At 69.3% G+C, this 13555-nt stretch carries 13 protein-coding genes and 8 pseudogenes; all 21 read right to left on the bottom strand.

Translation table 11 applies throughout. From position 1 onward, the window contains the following. Positions 1-471: 471 nt before the first annotated feature. The 21 genes and pseudogenes from UG55_RS26040 to UG55_RS25985 all read right to left on the bottom strand — a co-directional run bounded on the left by UG55_RS26040 (position 472) and on the right by UG55_RS25985 (position 13268). Positions 472-1584, bottom strand: coding sequence for a hypothetical protein (locus UG55_RS26040; protein WP_083987214.1), 1113 nt, complete (start codon positions 1582-1584; stop codon positions 472-474). Positions 1585-1586: 2 nt separating this feature from the next. Continuing rightward, positions 1587-1915: pseudogene (locus UG55_RS44180) on the bottom strand (methyltransferase, FxLD system); the annotation flags it as partial. A 1-nt stretch (position 1916) separates the two neighbouring features. Continuing rightward, positions 1917-2058: pseudogene (locus UG55_RS44175) on the bottom strand (methyltransferase, FxLD system); the annotation flags it as partial. A 1-nt stretch (position 2059) separates the two neighbouring features. Next, positions 2060-2622 (bottom strand): annotated as a pseudogene (locus UG55_RS44170) (methyltransferase domain-containing protein); the annotation flags it as partial. Position 2623: 1 nt separating this feature from the next. Further along, the coding region (locus tag UG55_RS48320; RefSeq protein ID WP_242425135.1) for a hypothetical protein at positions 2624-2744 on the bottom strand (121 nt) is incomplete at its 3' end. A gap of 115 nt (positions 2745-2859) precedes the next feature. Next, a complete protein-coding gene (locus tag UG55_RS26030; RefSeq protein WP_242425133.1) occupies positions 2860-3666 on the bottom strand; it encodes a thiopeptide-type bacteriocin biosynthesis protein in 807 nt (268 codons plus the stop codon). A gap of 32 nt (positions 3667-3698) precedes the next feature. Next, a complete protein-coding gene (locus UG55_RS44160; protein ID WP_242425132.1) occupies positions 3699-4253 on the bottom strand; it encodes a lanthionine synthetase LanC family protein in 555 nt (184 codons plus the stop codon). Between the two features lie 2 nt (positions 4254-4255). Next, positions 4256-4943, bottom strand: a 688-nt coding sequence (locus UG55_RS44155) for a lanthionine synthetase LanC family protein (RefSeq protein WP_304440456.1), incomplete at its 3' end; no start/stop codon positions are given. A gap of 11 nt (positions 4944-4954) precedes the next feature. Beyond that, positions 4955-5213: pseudogene (locus tag UG55_RS44150) on the bottom strand (lantibiotic dehydratase C-terminal domain-containing protein); the annotation flags it as partial. A 1-nt stretch (position 5214) separates the two neighbouring features. Then, positions 5215-6466: pseudogene (locus UG55_RS44145) on the bottom strand (thiopeptide-type bacteriocin biosynthesis protein); the annotation flags it as partial. Position 6467: 1 nt separating this feature from the next. Continuing rightward, positions 6468-6596: pseudogene (locus UG55_RS44140) on the bottom strand (hypothetical protein); the annotation flags it as partial. Positions 6597-6602: 6 nt separating this feature from the next. After that, positions 6603-8074, bottom strand: a 1472-nt coding sequence (locus UG55_RS44135) for a lantibiotic dehydratase family protein (protein WP_255360542.1), incomplete at its 3' end; no start/stop codon positions are given. Positions 8075-8107: 33 nt separating this feature from the next. After that, positions 8108-8269, bottom strand: coding sequence for an FxLD family lanthipeptide (locus UG55_RS27985; RefSeq protein WP_083987213.1), 162 nt, complete (start codon positions 8267-8269; stop codon positions 8108-8110). 86 nt (positions 8270-8355) lie between these two features. Next, positions 8356-9282, bottom strand: a complete 927-nt coding sequence (gene fxlM, locus UG55_RS26015; RefSeq protein WP_242425131.1) for a methyltransferase, FxLD system — start codon at positions 9280-9282, stop codon at positions 8356-8358. Between the two features lies 1 nt (position 9283). Next, positions 9284-9567 (bottom strand): annotated as a pseudogene (locus UG55_RS44130) (methyltransferase, FxLD system); the annotation flags it as partial. A 188-nt stretch (positions 9568-9755) separates the two neighbouring features. Beyond that, a pseudogene (locus UG55_RS48315) lies at positions 9756-10237 on the bottom strand (Scr1 family TA system antitoxin-like transcriptional regulator); the annotation flags it as partial. Position 10238: 1 nt separating this feature from the next. Continuing rightward, a partial coding sequence (locus UG55_RS30525) for a helix-turn-helix domain-containing protein (RefSeq protein WP_206779440.1) occupies positions 10239-10616 on the bottom strand: 378 nt, incomplete at its 3' end. A 12-nt stretch (positions 10617-10628) separates the two neighbouring features. Beyond that, positions 10629-11141, bottom strand: a complete 513-nt coding sequence (locus UG55_RS26005; RefSeq protein ID WP_066074436.1) for a DUF6879 family protein — start codon at positions 11139-11141, stop codon at positions 10629-10631. A gap of 335 nt (positions 11142-11476) precedes the next feature. Further along, on the bottom strand, positions 11477-11812 hold the full coding sequence (locus UG55_RS25995) for a 4a-hydroxytetrahydrobiopterin dehydratase (protein ID WP_066074457.1): 336 nt from the start codon (positions 11810-11812) through the stop codon (positions 11477-11479). A gap of 168 nt (positions 11813-11980) precedes the next feature. Further along, on the bottom strand, positions 11981-12280 hold the full coding sequence (locus UG55_RS25990; RefSeq protein WP_066074427.1) for a 4a-hydroxytetrahydrobiopterin dehydratase: 300 nt from the start codon (positions 12278-12280) through the stop codon (positions 11981-11983). Beyond that, the gene (locus UG55_RS25985) at positions 12273-13268 is read right to left on the bottom strand and encodes a hypothetical protein (protein ID WP_066074454.1); all 996 of its coding nucleotides are present in this window, start codon (positions 13266-13268) and stop codon (positions 12273-12275) included. The genes UG55_RS25990 and UG55_RS25985 overlap by 8 nt, the downstream gene beginning before the upstream one ends. Positions 13269-13555: the final 287 nt, after the last annotated feature.

Here is a 13555-nt window from a genome sequence, read left to right as displayed (position 1 = left end):
TGTCAGGGCTGCTTCCCACCCCTCCCAGCGTTCCCCGGGAAGAGCTGCCCTCAGCTTCACCGCCCTGCTGCGACAGGGCAGAGGTGGTGGTCTTTCACCTCCACTCGGGTTGTGGGCGCCTCGTGGCGCACGTTCTCCAGCTCCGACAACCGCGGAGCGGTCATCGGAGCAGCACCCTGCGGATCGAGACCAACGCGTGCGGCGTAAGCGTTGATGTGGTTCGCGGCCTGCATCTGGGTCCAGCCNTGCGCCACCCGGTGGGCCGCACGGGGCCGCAGCTGGTAGCGGCGGGCGAACTCGATCGCGATCTCGTCATGCGACATGCCGACCGCGCGCATCCGCGCCCGCAGCTCGTCCTGCTCCACCNGCTGGCTGGGCCTGCTCATGACGACGCGCTACCTCCTCTCCGGAACCGACTGGCCGATCTTCCGGACGTCCACGACACGGACAATTCTTACGGTAATCGTTACGTCACGAATCCAACGGTATGGTGAGCGTGCCCGCAAGCACTGCCGCGCTCGCGTCCAGCGCGGTCGACAGATCCACGTGGAGGCGTGCTGGGATGGCGCCGCCTTCCAGGCCGCAGATGCTCACGAGCTCGGTGAGGTCGCGGGCTTGGCGTGCATCGAGGTATCGGCCGGCAGAGGGTGCCCATAACAGGTCTCGTGCGGCGTAGCCGTCTTCGGCATCCAGCACTTGGTGGATCACTGTGTGGGCCAACGGCCGCGGATCGACGTCGTTGACGTTGCTGGCAGCGTCGAGAGCCGTGAGGCAGACGCGGGTGCGGAATGTTATCGGCATGGTCCTGTGGTCGAGCTGGCCGCAGTGGTCGAGCATCGCGGTGGCGAAGGCCGGAGCGGCTGGATCTTCGGGATGTCGGCACAGCACCCCGAGGCAGTCACTCACGGCTGTTTCCCAGGGTTCGGTGCAGGCTGTGGCATTGACAAGTGCCTGCGCGTCCGCCCAGTTGCCGGTGATGGCGCTCGCGATGATGGCGACTTGGCGGCCGTCGAACATGCGCTGACCGATCCCTTTGTGCCGGCGTAGAAAGGCCAGGGCATCCTGCCAGCGGCCGGCGGTGGTGCGGGCGCGGACGCCGTCGGCGAGCAGCACCGTCCACAGCCACTGACGCAGCTTTGCGTGGTCGTCCACGGTCGCGGTGAGCCTCGCGGCGGGCACCACGACGTCGTCCAGGACGACGTCGGTACCCGTGCTGACGGCCTGGTAGAGGCTGTCGAGAAGGCGTGCGGCGGCGTCACCGGCGCCAGCGCGGATGTGCAGGCGTGCGAGGTTGACGAGGGGTTCGAGGGCGTGGCGTGCGGCCTGGGCGGTCAGGGCCTGTGTGTGCAGGTGAAGCTCGGCGTGGCGGTGACACCAGGCGCGTGCGAGGTCGGACAGGCCGACGTCGGAGGCGAACAGGGCAGCCTGGTTGAACACAGCGGAGGCGGTGGCGCGGTCCCCCGTTTGCTGCGCCGTGTCGGCGAGGGCGCACAGCTCGCCGACACGGGTATCGAGCGCAGAGCATGCCGGCCGCGGGCGTGGCATCAAAGGGAAACGGCGCACCGTCGCGCCCGCGGGGTCCACGGCTACTCCCAGATGACGGTGATGGGGTGCGTCGGGCGGTCGAGGACGAACCTGCCGGCGGCGGGGTCGGCTTCTGGTGGTGTGTCGGGGATCTCGAAGCGGACCGTGCGGGCGCGGTAGATCTTGTCCCAGGTGCGGATCTCCTCGGCGACCCGCCGTGCGAGGTGGGCGCCGCCGGGTCCGTGGCCGCGGACGCCGACCTCGAACAGCCGTCCGCCGTCAGGGGTTGGCGGGGCGGGGCGGATGACGAGGTAGGCCAGGTCGGCGTCGCGGGTGGTGGCCATCGACCCCCACGGGTACATCGGGGTGACCTGGCCCCGGTCGACGGCGCNGGCGTCGACGTTCATCCGCATGAGGGCGTTGTCGAGGGTGAGGCACAGCCACAGGTCCATCCATTCCAGGGACACCTCGGGCGGGAAGAACACCCCGGTCCACTCCTCGTGGTGCCCGCTGTCCAGCACGCCGGTCAGGGCGNGGCCGTCGACGTTCTGGTCCTTGTGGACCTGCAAGGTCACGTCCTTCTCGGCGGTGAGAGGGACGATGCGGCGGGCGTCATCGCCGAGACCGCGCAGCGGCATGAAGACGGTCTGCTGGCTGTCGAGGCTGTGCCAGCCGTCCGCGGCGCGGTGGAAGACGATGCTGCGGGAGTTCGTGCCGCGTAGCCGCAGCGGCAGGATGAGCCGGCCGCCGGGGGCGAGCTGGTCCAGCCAGGCGGTGGGTGTCTCGAAGGCGCTGACAGTCGCGATGATCCGGTCGTAGGGGCTGCTGGCCGGATGTCCGAGGGCGCCGTCGCCGAGGACGACGTCGACGCTGGTGATGCCGGCGGCGGCGAGGTGCGTGCGGGCGCCTTCGACGAGGTCGAGATCGACGTCGATGGTGGTGACCTGGCCGGTCTCGCCGACGATCGCGCCGATGAGCGCCGCGTTGTAGCCGGTGCCCGCCCCGATCTCCAAGATTTTCTCGCCGGGGTTGGGGTCGAGCTGGCGGAGCATCATGGCCACGGTCGCGGGCTGGGACGCCGCGCTGATCGACACCCCTNCCGGGTCGTGCTTGGTGTAGACCGCGTCGTTGGCGTAGGCCCGCTCCACCGGCACATCGGGCAGGAACAGATGCCGCGGGACCTGGCGAAACGCCTCCTCGATCGCCGCAGTTCGGATCACGTCGTGCTGGACCAGGCGGTCCGTGAGTTCCTCACGCAGCTGATCAGCCGAACCCGCAGAACTGTCTCTAATCGTAGTCACCTCGTTGAGCGGGTGGTGGTGAGCATGATCTCCACTATCCGGCGTGCATGGTCGCAGGGTCTGTGCCGAAGACGACGGCTTTCGCAGTGGCTGCGAGTGCGGCTTGTTCCGCGTACGGGAGGCCCAGCCGGTTCCAGGAGAAGATCACGTGGTGAGCGAGGATGTCGCGGAGGCCGCGGTGAAGACGACCGGCGTCCCAGAGGCTGGCGAGGTCCTTGCCAGCGGAGGCGTAGGCGGCGGCCGAGGCGGCCAGGTAGGCCAGCGGGGCGTCGGCGCTCGTCACGGCGTCGGTGTCGACGCTGATCAGGCGTTGGACAGCCGAAGAAACGCGGCGTGCGTGATCGGGCGTCATGACTGTCGATGGGGAGCGGTGCGCGGCGACGCGGGCCCAGACGTCTCCTTGCTCGTACCAGTCCTGATGGGCGCTGCGCATCAGGTGCGAGCAGAGCAGGAGCGAGGTCTCGCGTCGCTGGCGGGCTCCCGCGTCGCTGTGGCTTGAGTGAGCGTGGGTGAGCAGGGCTCGGCTATCGTGGTGGAAGAGCCGGTGGGCGACGGCCATGGCTTCCGGGCCGCCGAATGCGTGGATCTCCGGCTCGTAGACAGCTGTCGTCCAGCCAGCGATGTGGCCCGCCGTTGTCAGCCGCTGAAGGTGGCTTTCGACGCCGGCTCGGGTCGAGCCGTCAGCTGCGGCGGGCAGGTAGCGGATCCGCCAGCAGGGATGCTTGCGGATGAAGAACCAGGCGTGGATCTGGCCGCTGGTCTCGGCTGCGGTGATGTGTGGGGCGAGGTGGGTGAGGACGAGGGGCTCGGACAGGTTCCAGTCGTGGAACGCGACGTTCACTTGGTTCCACGGTTCCAAGGAGTGCCTCCGGGTCAGGCGACGGTGAGGAAGGAGTCCCAGCACGGGGCGGGGACGCGGCCGGTGCCGAGGGTGTGCAGGGCGAGCGCGACGCCGGTGGTGCCGTCGAGTAGGTCGGGATTCGGCGCCGCCGGGCTGTTGGTGAGCTGGGCGGTCACGTGCGTGGCCAGCCGCGGGAGTTCGGCGCCGATCTCGGGTGTGGTGGCGTCGGCAGCCATCCGCCACGCGCAGTGCAGCAGCCCGGCCGTCCCGTGACACAGTCCGGTGCTCGATAGTCGGCCGAGCTGGGCGGGGCTGCGGAGTACGGCGAGCATCGCGGCTTCGGCGGTGTGTTTGCGCTCGGGGTCGCGGAGCGCCATACCTGCGAGTTGCTGCGCGCGGGCCGTCCCGGCGACGCCGTAGCACCAAGAGGCGACGGGGCGCAGGTCGGGGTGGACCCGCTGCTGGCCGACTTGCTCGGGGGTGACGAGCCCCGGCCACCAGTAAGCGTCGCCGTCGTGCTGTCGCCACAGGTCAGTCCAGGCGGCGAGGCGGGCGATCGCTTCGGCGAGGCCCGGTGGGCTGCCCACCNCAGCCAGCAACGCCAGTGACAGGACCGCTAGCACCGCGCCGATGCCGTGCGAGACACCGAGGTTCCCGTGGCCGTGTGGATAGCGCGAGTCCGGCTCTCCGTTCGGTGCGACACGTGTCCACCACGGTGGAAGAGCGGTGTCCGCGCGGGGCAGTGGTTCGGTCAGCCGGACGAGGTAGGCCAGACAGTCGTGGGTGATCACATGGTCGGGGTGGGCGTTGAGGTGGTAGACGCTCAACCCGGCGAGTCCCCGGATCAGGTCGAACTCGCGCATCTCGGCGTAGTCGCCGCGGTCGAGTCGGGCCTGTGCCTGGGCCAGGCGGGTGCGGGTGAGCGCGATGGTGGCGCGGTCGAGGGCTGCGAGAGCTCGGTGGAACCTGGTCTGTTCGGGATACTCCGCAGCGATGTTCAGCACGAAGGCGAGCGTGGGCGCCCCGAAGAACAGGCTCGCGTTCGGCGCCGCGGTGATCTCGTCGCTGACGGCCTCCGACAGCCAGTAGTGCGCTGTTTTCCAGGAGCCGCGGCCAGAGCGGGCCCGTTCGAGGTGCAGCAGGGCGACACCCGCGGCGCCCCCGGCCAAGGACTGCGGCCAGGACCGTGCGGTGGTTGGGCGCCCATCGGGCCACACAATGAGTGGGTCGGCCAGCCGCTCGGCCAGCGCGTCGGCAAGGGCCAGCGCGTCTGGCATGACTGGAATGATCATCGGTGTGCGGCCGTTCGCGCGCGGGCGAGCCAGCTGAGGGCGGCGGCCCTGGCCAGGTGGAGACAGACGCGTTCCGCGGCGCGATTCGGTGTGGCGATCCGTGCATGGTGCAGGTGCAGGAGATCGGGAAGCAGATCCTGGGCCGGCGTCGTGCCGAACTGGTCGAGAGCGCGCCGATAGGTGGCGAGCGCGGCCTCGCGTTCTGCCCAGGCGGCGAGCGTGTCCGTGTCAAGTGCTGGCGTGGCGGCGGCGGGCNGCGGGTTGACGAGTGCCACGGCCTGGTCGTAGAGCGTCCGCGGGGGCGGGGCCGGATCGGTGGCCGTGTGATTCACCAGCCAGCGCATGGCCTCGGCCTGGTCGCCGATCAGACCAGCGGCGATGTTCACGAGGCTGGCGGCTGTCAGTGCCCGAGGGTCTGGGCCACTCGTCGCGGCGCATGCCCGTAGCTGGGCCAGCGCCGCTACCGAGTCGGCGGCGAAGAAGGCTTCCGCTGTGTCGAGTGCCGCGCTGCCGCCGAAGCGCGCCGTCTCCGGGAAGGAGGTTTCCCAGGTCGCGTGCGTGATGAGCCCGGCGTCATGGAGGGCCTGCGTCCAGGCGCTGATCTGCTCCGCCGCCGGCCCCGGTCGGTGGCGGCCAAGGCTGAGACGTAGTCGGAGATGATCGCCGGGAGTGCCGTAACGGAGGAACCACCAGGTGTTCACCACGCTGCTGAGGCGGCCGATCAGGTCCGGGAGGTAGCGGATCAGGATGGTGTCCTGATCGTCGGCAGGGCCGTGCAACTGGAGGTAGAGCCGTCCGCCGCAGGCCGGCGGGTGGCCGTGGCGGCGCGGGGTGACCTCGCCGGGCCCGCTGACGGGTGCTACGGCTTGGCCGGCGGCGGCCAGCGGGATGGCGATCTCGTGGACTCGGCCTTCGGCCCAGCCCAGGTCGTCCGGGCTGGGCGCGGCGCGCAGCATCGCCTCCTCCCCACGATCCACGTGCGTGCGCAGCAGGACTCGGTGAGATGGCTCGTTCAGATCCAGGCGGATGCACTGGTCACCGTCGCCCAGGTAAACCCATCGGGGAATGGCGAGGTGAGCGCGCCACGCGGCCAGCGCTTTGTCCCAGACCGGGCCGTCGGCTTGGTCGGGCAGATCGGAGGCGGTGAGTACCCAGCGAGCCGGCGAGAGGACGACACGGCCGTAGCGAACCGCGGGAAGGAACGGCAGGGCGTGCGCGGCGCCCCAGTCGAAGCCCGCGCACGGGGCTGCGAGTGCGACAGGGGCTTCGAGGAGAAACCGGGCCAGCGGCTGGGAGTGGTAGGCCAGATCGACCGCGGTGGGCAGGATCGTGTGCACCGGCCGCCGCCGGGAGACGGAGACCAGGTGCAGGCGGCTGGCGTCCGCGGTCACGGCCAGGTCGGTGACCGGGATCTGGTCCGCGCTTGCCGCGTGGTACTCCCCGAGCGAGATGACCAGGTCGGCTACCCGTGGTGCGCGAGCGACGTTCTCGGTCTTCGCGTGCAGCGGNGGCGCGGAGATCTGCGCGAGGATCGCGCCGCCGTGCACGGCTGGTAGTCCCGCGTACACGTGGCTCATCCGATCACGGTCCGCATCGTCGAGGACCCCGAGGAAGCGTCCGGCGGTAGTCCCGGCGGCCNGTGANACGCCGGTGACGTGTAGCGAGAACTGCCCGTCGTCGAGGTCCTGGACGCGCCGCGCGTGGACGCGCACCGTTATTTCGGTGCTTGGCTGTATCGGGTGCCCGTGGTCGACCGCGGAGAGCTCGCGGATGAGGCGGTCATCGAGCGTGATTTCGCGGACACCCCGCATCGCGCAGGTCTGGGCGATCTTGAGGAGCGTCCGGTCGCGCTCGGTAAGCGAAGCCGGTGGCGAGGGATGCGGGGAGTCCAGGTAGCCGGCGGGGTAGCCGAGGCCGGTGCCGGGGTCGACCACATCGAGAACAGGGACCATGGCCCGCGGTCCATAGCGCTCCAAAAACGCGGTGTGCCAGGCAACCCAGCCGGCGCTGAGGGCGGGGCGTCTCGCCAGCCGGCACAAGAGCGCAGCGGCGTCGGCGGCATCCGCGGCGATCGCCCGTGGGATGGTCAGGTCCCAGCCCAACCGGAGGTCAATCACTGGGGCCAGTCCGGCTGAGGGGTGCAGGCCCGGTATCAGGGCCTCCGCCTGCGTCCGCTCGTCCTTGGCGGCGGCGGGGTCGATGGCCCTGTTGTGCCTGGTGAATGCCGCTTGGATCGCGTGCAGGGCGGCCCGCTGCCTGGCGGCCTCGCTGTCGTCGGACAGCGGGAGTGCGTCGAACGTGTCCAGCAGGGCAGCCACAGGGTCGAGAGACGTCGTCGGGACACGCAGGTCGCTGATCAGGAAACGCTGGTGGACCAGCCCGGCGATGAGATTTCTGATCACGGCGCCGGGAACGGCAGGGAACCGGTCCGCGAGCGCGGCGGCCAGGTCGGCGACCTGGATCGGGTGCCGTGCGACCTCGACCGCGGCGACGACCGGCCCAGTCGCGCGTACGCGCACGCGGTCCGGTGCACCGCCGGCGGCGCCGCGTGACCGGTGTTCAAGGAGCAGGTGGTCGGCGCGCCGGACCGCGAGGTTGTTGGCGGTCACGGTGAGGTACGGGCCGAGGTCCGGCGCGGACTCGAACCGTTCGATCACGCCGGTCACCCAGGACATGTCCGCTCTGACTACCGCATGGTGCTCGCTGCCCATCCGGCTCCTCGCGCCGGTACCAATGCGGACCGGGGCAACACCTGCCAGCAGACCGAACGGAGTGGCCCGGCTGGACGCCCGCAGCAGGTACCGCATCGTCGCCAGCACCGCTCGCCGCGTGAGCGCTTCAGGACACTCCCGTTGGCTGAGAATCCGGGCCACCTGGCGGCCGAGATCAGGGCTGGCAGCCTCGACCGCGCGGGCGAACTCGGGGAGGTGCCATACCTCGTGCAGCCACGCCCGCCAGGAAGCGGGCGTGGCCCCAGCGCCGGCCAGGTCCGGCCACGGCAGGCTGTCGGAATCTGGCTGCCAGGCCGGTGCCCGGACCAACGCGGCGTCCAGGTACCTGTAGACGCGTGATGCTGCGGTGCCCGACGACCTCCTCCGCGGAGGGTCGCCGGGCACCGGAGGCAACTGGGACACGGAACGGGCGGGCCGTTACGCGGGGCAGCTGAGGCAGGCTGTGGCGCAGGTCGAGTTGCAGCCGTCGTCCGTCATGCGGATGAGCTGGTCGGCAGCCGGGCCGGACTCGACGATGGTGATGTCCAGTTCCCAGTCGTCCAGGTCCTCTGTGGGCGGCTCTGGAATCAGCACGGACATGCGATCTTCCACCTCTCGGATTGTGAGGGTACTGCGGGTAACTCCGACTACCGCGCAGGTGATCCTGAAGTCGCGGAGTCGGCGTCCTATGACCAGGTGACCGTGATGGCCCCATGGCGCTTCACCACGGCACCTGCGGGGAGCGGTCCTGGGCTAGAGGCGGCGGGACGGTACCGAATGGTCGCCGCACCTCGGCGGCGATGGTCATCGGACCACCGCCGCAATACCTCGGCGTATTGCTGGGCGAGCGACTCGGCCTGCGGCCCGTGGCCGATGACGCCGGTCTCGTACTCTCCGGTAGACTCATTCGCCCGCTTGGCGCGGTAGGCAAAACTGTCCTTGCTGATCAAAATCGTCACACCCAGCAGGGCCGCCGGGCCGAGCACACCCTCGTCGATGAGCCGCTGGCTTGCGTGGATCGAGGCGACCCGCGGGAGATTGAGCGCGGCAAACAGCTCCAACTCGTCGGGAAAATCCCACACCGCCCCAGGCCACAGCTCCAGGGCCGGCGCACTCAGCGCATCATTCAGAGCCTGGACGTCGAGCCGGACAGCCGGGTCGTCGGTCTGGACCGCGACGCCGTCACGGAGCAGGACCCTGCGCTCCGCGAACGCGCCGGTACCCTGCATCGGAACGAACCGCGCCAGGCGGTAGTCCCGGCTCACCAGCCCGTCCCCATCCCGATCAAAGGCTACCGACCGAGTAAGACCGCGCATCCGCAGCGGGACTACCAGTCTCCCGTCAAGAGAGAGCTGAGAAATCCATGCCAAGGGGATATCCCAGGCCGCGGCGGTAACCAAGATCCGGTCGAAAGGAGCCGCCTCCGGAACGCCGAACTCGGCGTCGGCCGTCAGTGTCCGGACCCGCTCGTAACCCGCCGCATCGAGGCATGCCCTGGCGCGGGTAATGATATCCGGGTCGATATCGACTGTGGTAACCCGCCCATCGGGGCCGACGAGCTCTTGAAGGAGCGCGGCATTGTAGCCGCCCGACCCAACTTCCAGCACGCGCATNCCCGGCTCGACCGACGCCTGCTCCAGCATGACCGCCTGCAAATGAGCCGCGGACATGACGCTGAGCACCAGGCCGTCCGCGTCCCGCTTCGCTACCACGGTGCCATGCGGCGCGTAGGCCGCCTCCAGCGGTTCACCGGGCGCGAACAGATGCCGCGGTACCGACGCGAACGCGGCGGCGACCAGTTCGGTCCGAATCGCTTCCTGCTCACGGAGTTCCCGCACCATGGCCAGACGAAGCTCATCGGCCTGACCGGAAACGGCGGTGCTGCCCGTCTGGGACACGCAACGCTCCTTGCTGTCGATGGGACAGAGAAGTGCAATACCGGATACACGGCACCTGGCAGGCGATCCCGCAATCCGTCACGTTGACGCGGCTTTCGAGGGCATCGTCACCGATGGGCCAGCAGGGTTACTCACAGTGGTCATGCGTCGGCGGCATCATCACCGTAAGAAGATCTACTGCGGAAGGGCTAGGAGTTTTCACGAGTTTGCAGGCTGTCGCGCGCTCTCTCGATCAGTTCCCGCGCGGCGGCACCATGGACGGCTAGGGCCCGCAGCGCGTTGAAGATCCTTACGTAGAAGGCGATCTGGTCTGGGCGCCGTGTCCGGTACCCGCCTGCCCACATCTCGGTGCGCACGAGCTGGTCGTCGAAGAGGTAGAAGCCCTCTCCCGGTCGGATGTCTCGGCTGCTGAGCGGAGGGATGATCCCGAAAGCGACGTTCGGCAGCCTGGTCACGCGCAGCAGGAGGTCGAGCTGCTCGTGCATCACGGCGTCCCCGCCGAAGCCGTGCTCCAGCGCACCGGCCTCGATCACGAAGCTGTATGTGTTGGCTCCGGTCGGCTTGGTGACCAGATGCTGCCGGGCCAGCCGGGCGTCCGCAGCCGCTTCCACGTCCTCAAGCGGGAGGCCGTGGACGCGGGCGCTGGTCGTCAGCGCCGCGACCACATACCNGCGGGTTTGCAGGATGCCAGGCACGACGTTCGACTCGTAGACGCGAAGCAGCCTCGTGCTCCCATACAGTGGGGTGCTGCGCGACTGGACATGCACCATCCCCGCCCGAAGCTCGCGGCGGTGCTCCGCCCACATCTGTTCGACCTCGCGGTGCACGGCGATCAGCTCAGGGATCTGCCGAGCCACTCCGCAAGCGGTGCACCATGCTCGGATGTCGTCTTCCGAGGGATTCTGCTGGGCGTGCTCGATCCTGGAGATCTTCGTGTTGTGCAGCCCGGTGCGCGCGGCCAGGTCCTGCCCCGTCAGGCCCGCGTCCTTGCGCAGGTCGCGGAGCCGGACGGCGAACGCCCGCCGAGCGGCATCTGCCGGATCCCCCAATGCGCGCACCTGCTAGGGCGCTGAATACGCCTGATGCGGGACCGCAACCGCCCAGGCCACGTCGAATGCGCTGCGGCACAGCTTCACCGTGCCGGCGTCCCGGTGGAGCTGTTGTTCGGCCCGGTTGTCCTCGCCATCGAGAACGTTGAAGATCACAAGCTCGTCGTCCAGCACGAAGAAGTCATTGCCCGGCAGTAGGACGGTCGACGTGAGCCGCCGCGGAAGCCATCGGATGTCCTCTCCGGCAGCCACCGCATGCGCGCTGTAGTCAAACGCGAACCGCTGGTACTCCGACAGCGGCTCGGACACCACCTTCACCCGCCGCAGGCTCATCCCTCCCGCCACGCGGGCGGCAACCCTGTCCCGCGAGGCCGCAGCCGCACGGCCAAGCGCATCCGTGCTCCCTACCTGCCATGCCGCGAACAGCTCTCGGTCAACCGCGTAGTGGTCTCTCAGCTCCAACTTCAGGACACTCCGGGCGTTCCCGATCAGCTCAGCCCGCCGCGCTACCGAGATCAGTTCCATACCGCTCCTTGACATACCGATGGACAAGAAGCTCCACCAACGGCTCAGGGATCTCCACGAACGTCTCGTCAACCGCAAGCGCATGCAACTGCGCCGCCACCGCGTCNCCCCGCCGCTTGCCNTGCACGATCCAGCTACGGCGATCCGTCTGGTAGAAGGCGGCGCAGTCGTCGATGTCCACGGAGCCCGGATCCTTGCAGTAGAAGGTCACGCGCAGCTCATCGCCAGAGTCATCCGANTGCACGATTTTTACCTCCATTGCCATCTCAGCTACACGAGCTGTCGCACCGCGCCACGTGTCCCACTAACGATCCTTCCACGCAGCTGCCACACCATCATCGTCTTCCCATCCCGCCGCGTCCCACCGACGAGACGGCCGACTCCGCGCCGTGGGCCTGGGCGATGGCGTCGATGCGCCGTGCGAGATCGAAGTCGGCCGCGGTGAGCCGGTGCCCGGCGTCGTGAGTGGTGATCCCGAAACGGATGCTGTCCCAGCGCAGGTCAATGTCCGCATGGTGGCCGATCAGCCGCTCGACATCGGCGACGTGCACGATCAGGGCGACCCCGCCGTGGTAGCGGATGCGGAAGGTCTTGGTGATCTCCTGGCTGACGCGGGCCCAGCCGGGTAGCTCGCGCAGCCGCGCCTCGATCTCGTCGTCGGCCAGAGGCACGGGNGTGTCCGCCACGTCAGGTCTCCTTCTCCAGAGCGAAGATCCCGTCAAGGTCGCGGCCGACGGCCGTGCCCTTCCAGAGCCGTGCGGCTTCCCGCGGGCCGACTGATCACACGGCCGACCTGTCGCACGTCAGGCCAACAACTCCGCCCCGGCATGGCCTGTTCTCTACCCTGCTCCATGCGCTGATGCGATTGTCTGAATGCGCCTGGCGAGCTCGATGTCGTGCTCGGCGACGTAGCCGCCGATGTCACTGGAGCTGATGGACACGTGCACGGTCTTGTAGCCGAGCGTGGCGTCGGAGTGGTGGCCGAACTCGTTCTGCACGGCGGCGATGTGCATGACCAACGCCGCGCCCTGGATGTGGGGTATCGAGTAGAGCCGTTCGATGCGCCGGCCGTCGGTCGTCCATCCGTCCAGGGTCTTGAGGTGTTCCTCGATCTGTTCCCGGGACAGTGCCTCAGCCATGATCCCTCCCTGGCTCGTCGATATTGACGGGCGCAAGCACGTCCGCCAGATCCTGGCCGACGGGGTGAGCGCGCCACGGGGCCATCGCCGCCGCGACTGTGTCCAGTTCCCGCCGGGCGCGCGCGGAGCCGGTCTCCACCGCGAGCGCGCTCGCCTGGCGCGCGAGTTCCACTGCCCGTTCCGGTTCTCCCCGTCGTGCGGCGGCGACCGCGTGGCGCGCCGACCACACCCCGACGTCGCGGCGGGCTGACGGGGGTGCGGCGGGAATGATCTGCTGCCAGAGACGGTCGGCGTCGTCGGCGAGACCGAGCCGGCCGTAGCAGGTGGCGCGCTGTACTTCGACGTAGCCGTCGGTGCGGCGGCAGGCTGTGCCCCACTCCTCGATGTCGACGTGATCCACGAGCCGGCCAGCCTGATCAAGCAAGAGATCGACCTGACGGCGGTCGCCGCGCAGCGAGGCGCCGTGTGCCTGCTGCTGCAAGGCGAACACCTGGACCTCGGGCGAGAGACGTCGCGCGTCGACCAGCGCGGCCTGGCACAGGTCGATCACGGCCTGCGCGTTTCCCAGGTCCGTGTAGGCCATCGCCCGGTCGACCAGTGCGCAGGCCACGGCGTCACGCTCCCCGCAGCGGTGGGCCAGTTCCAGCGCGGCGTCGTGGCAGCGCATCGCCGCGGCCGGGTCGCCGGCGTCGAGCCACAGCCAGGCGGCGAACGCGGCGAACGACGAGCCGACCTTCGCCATGCGCTGGCGGGTCGATCCGTCCGCTGAGTCCACCAACTGCGCGATGACCTCACATTGGGAGGCGACAGTGCCGATCAACGCGCCAGCGCCGAGCAGCATGTCCGCGTGGTAGTGGCCCTTCAGCTGGCTGTCGAAATAGGAGACGAGCGCCGGGTCGACGTGGCGGGCGCGCCCGATGCCGACAAGACCCGCCACGACGGCCGATCCGGCAAGGAGGGTAAACCCGCGGCGGCCGAGTGCATCCACCCACTCGATGCTTCCAGCAGTCGCATCGAGACGCCGTCTCTTGGGGGTACCGCCGCTATGTCCCGACTCGAAACCGGGGCCGGCCCGCCTGGAGGACGAGTCCACAGGCGGTGACCCCGCCGATCGACGGCCTCGGCGCGCGGTGTCGATGAGGAGCAGGTCGGCGGGGGTGAGGTGTTCGCGGTCGTCGAGGTCGATGAGGTTGTGGATGCTGGTGTCGTAGACCTCGGCGAGCAGAGCGAGAAGCTGCGGGGTGGGCCGGCGGCGGTTGTTCGGCAGCGGCCAGT

The organism is Frankia sp. EI5c (assembly GCF_001636565.1).
Taxonomy (GTDB): domain Bacteria; phylum Actinomycetota; class Actinomycetes; order Frankiales; family Frankiaceae; genus Parafrankia.
The sequence above is the reverse complement of the archived record's forward strand: the minus strand, read 5'-3'. Positions and strand labels throughout refer to the sequence as shown.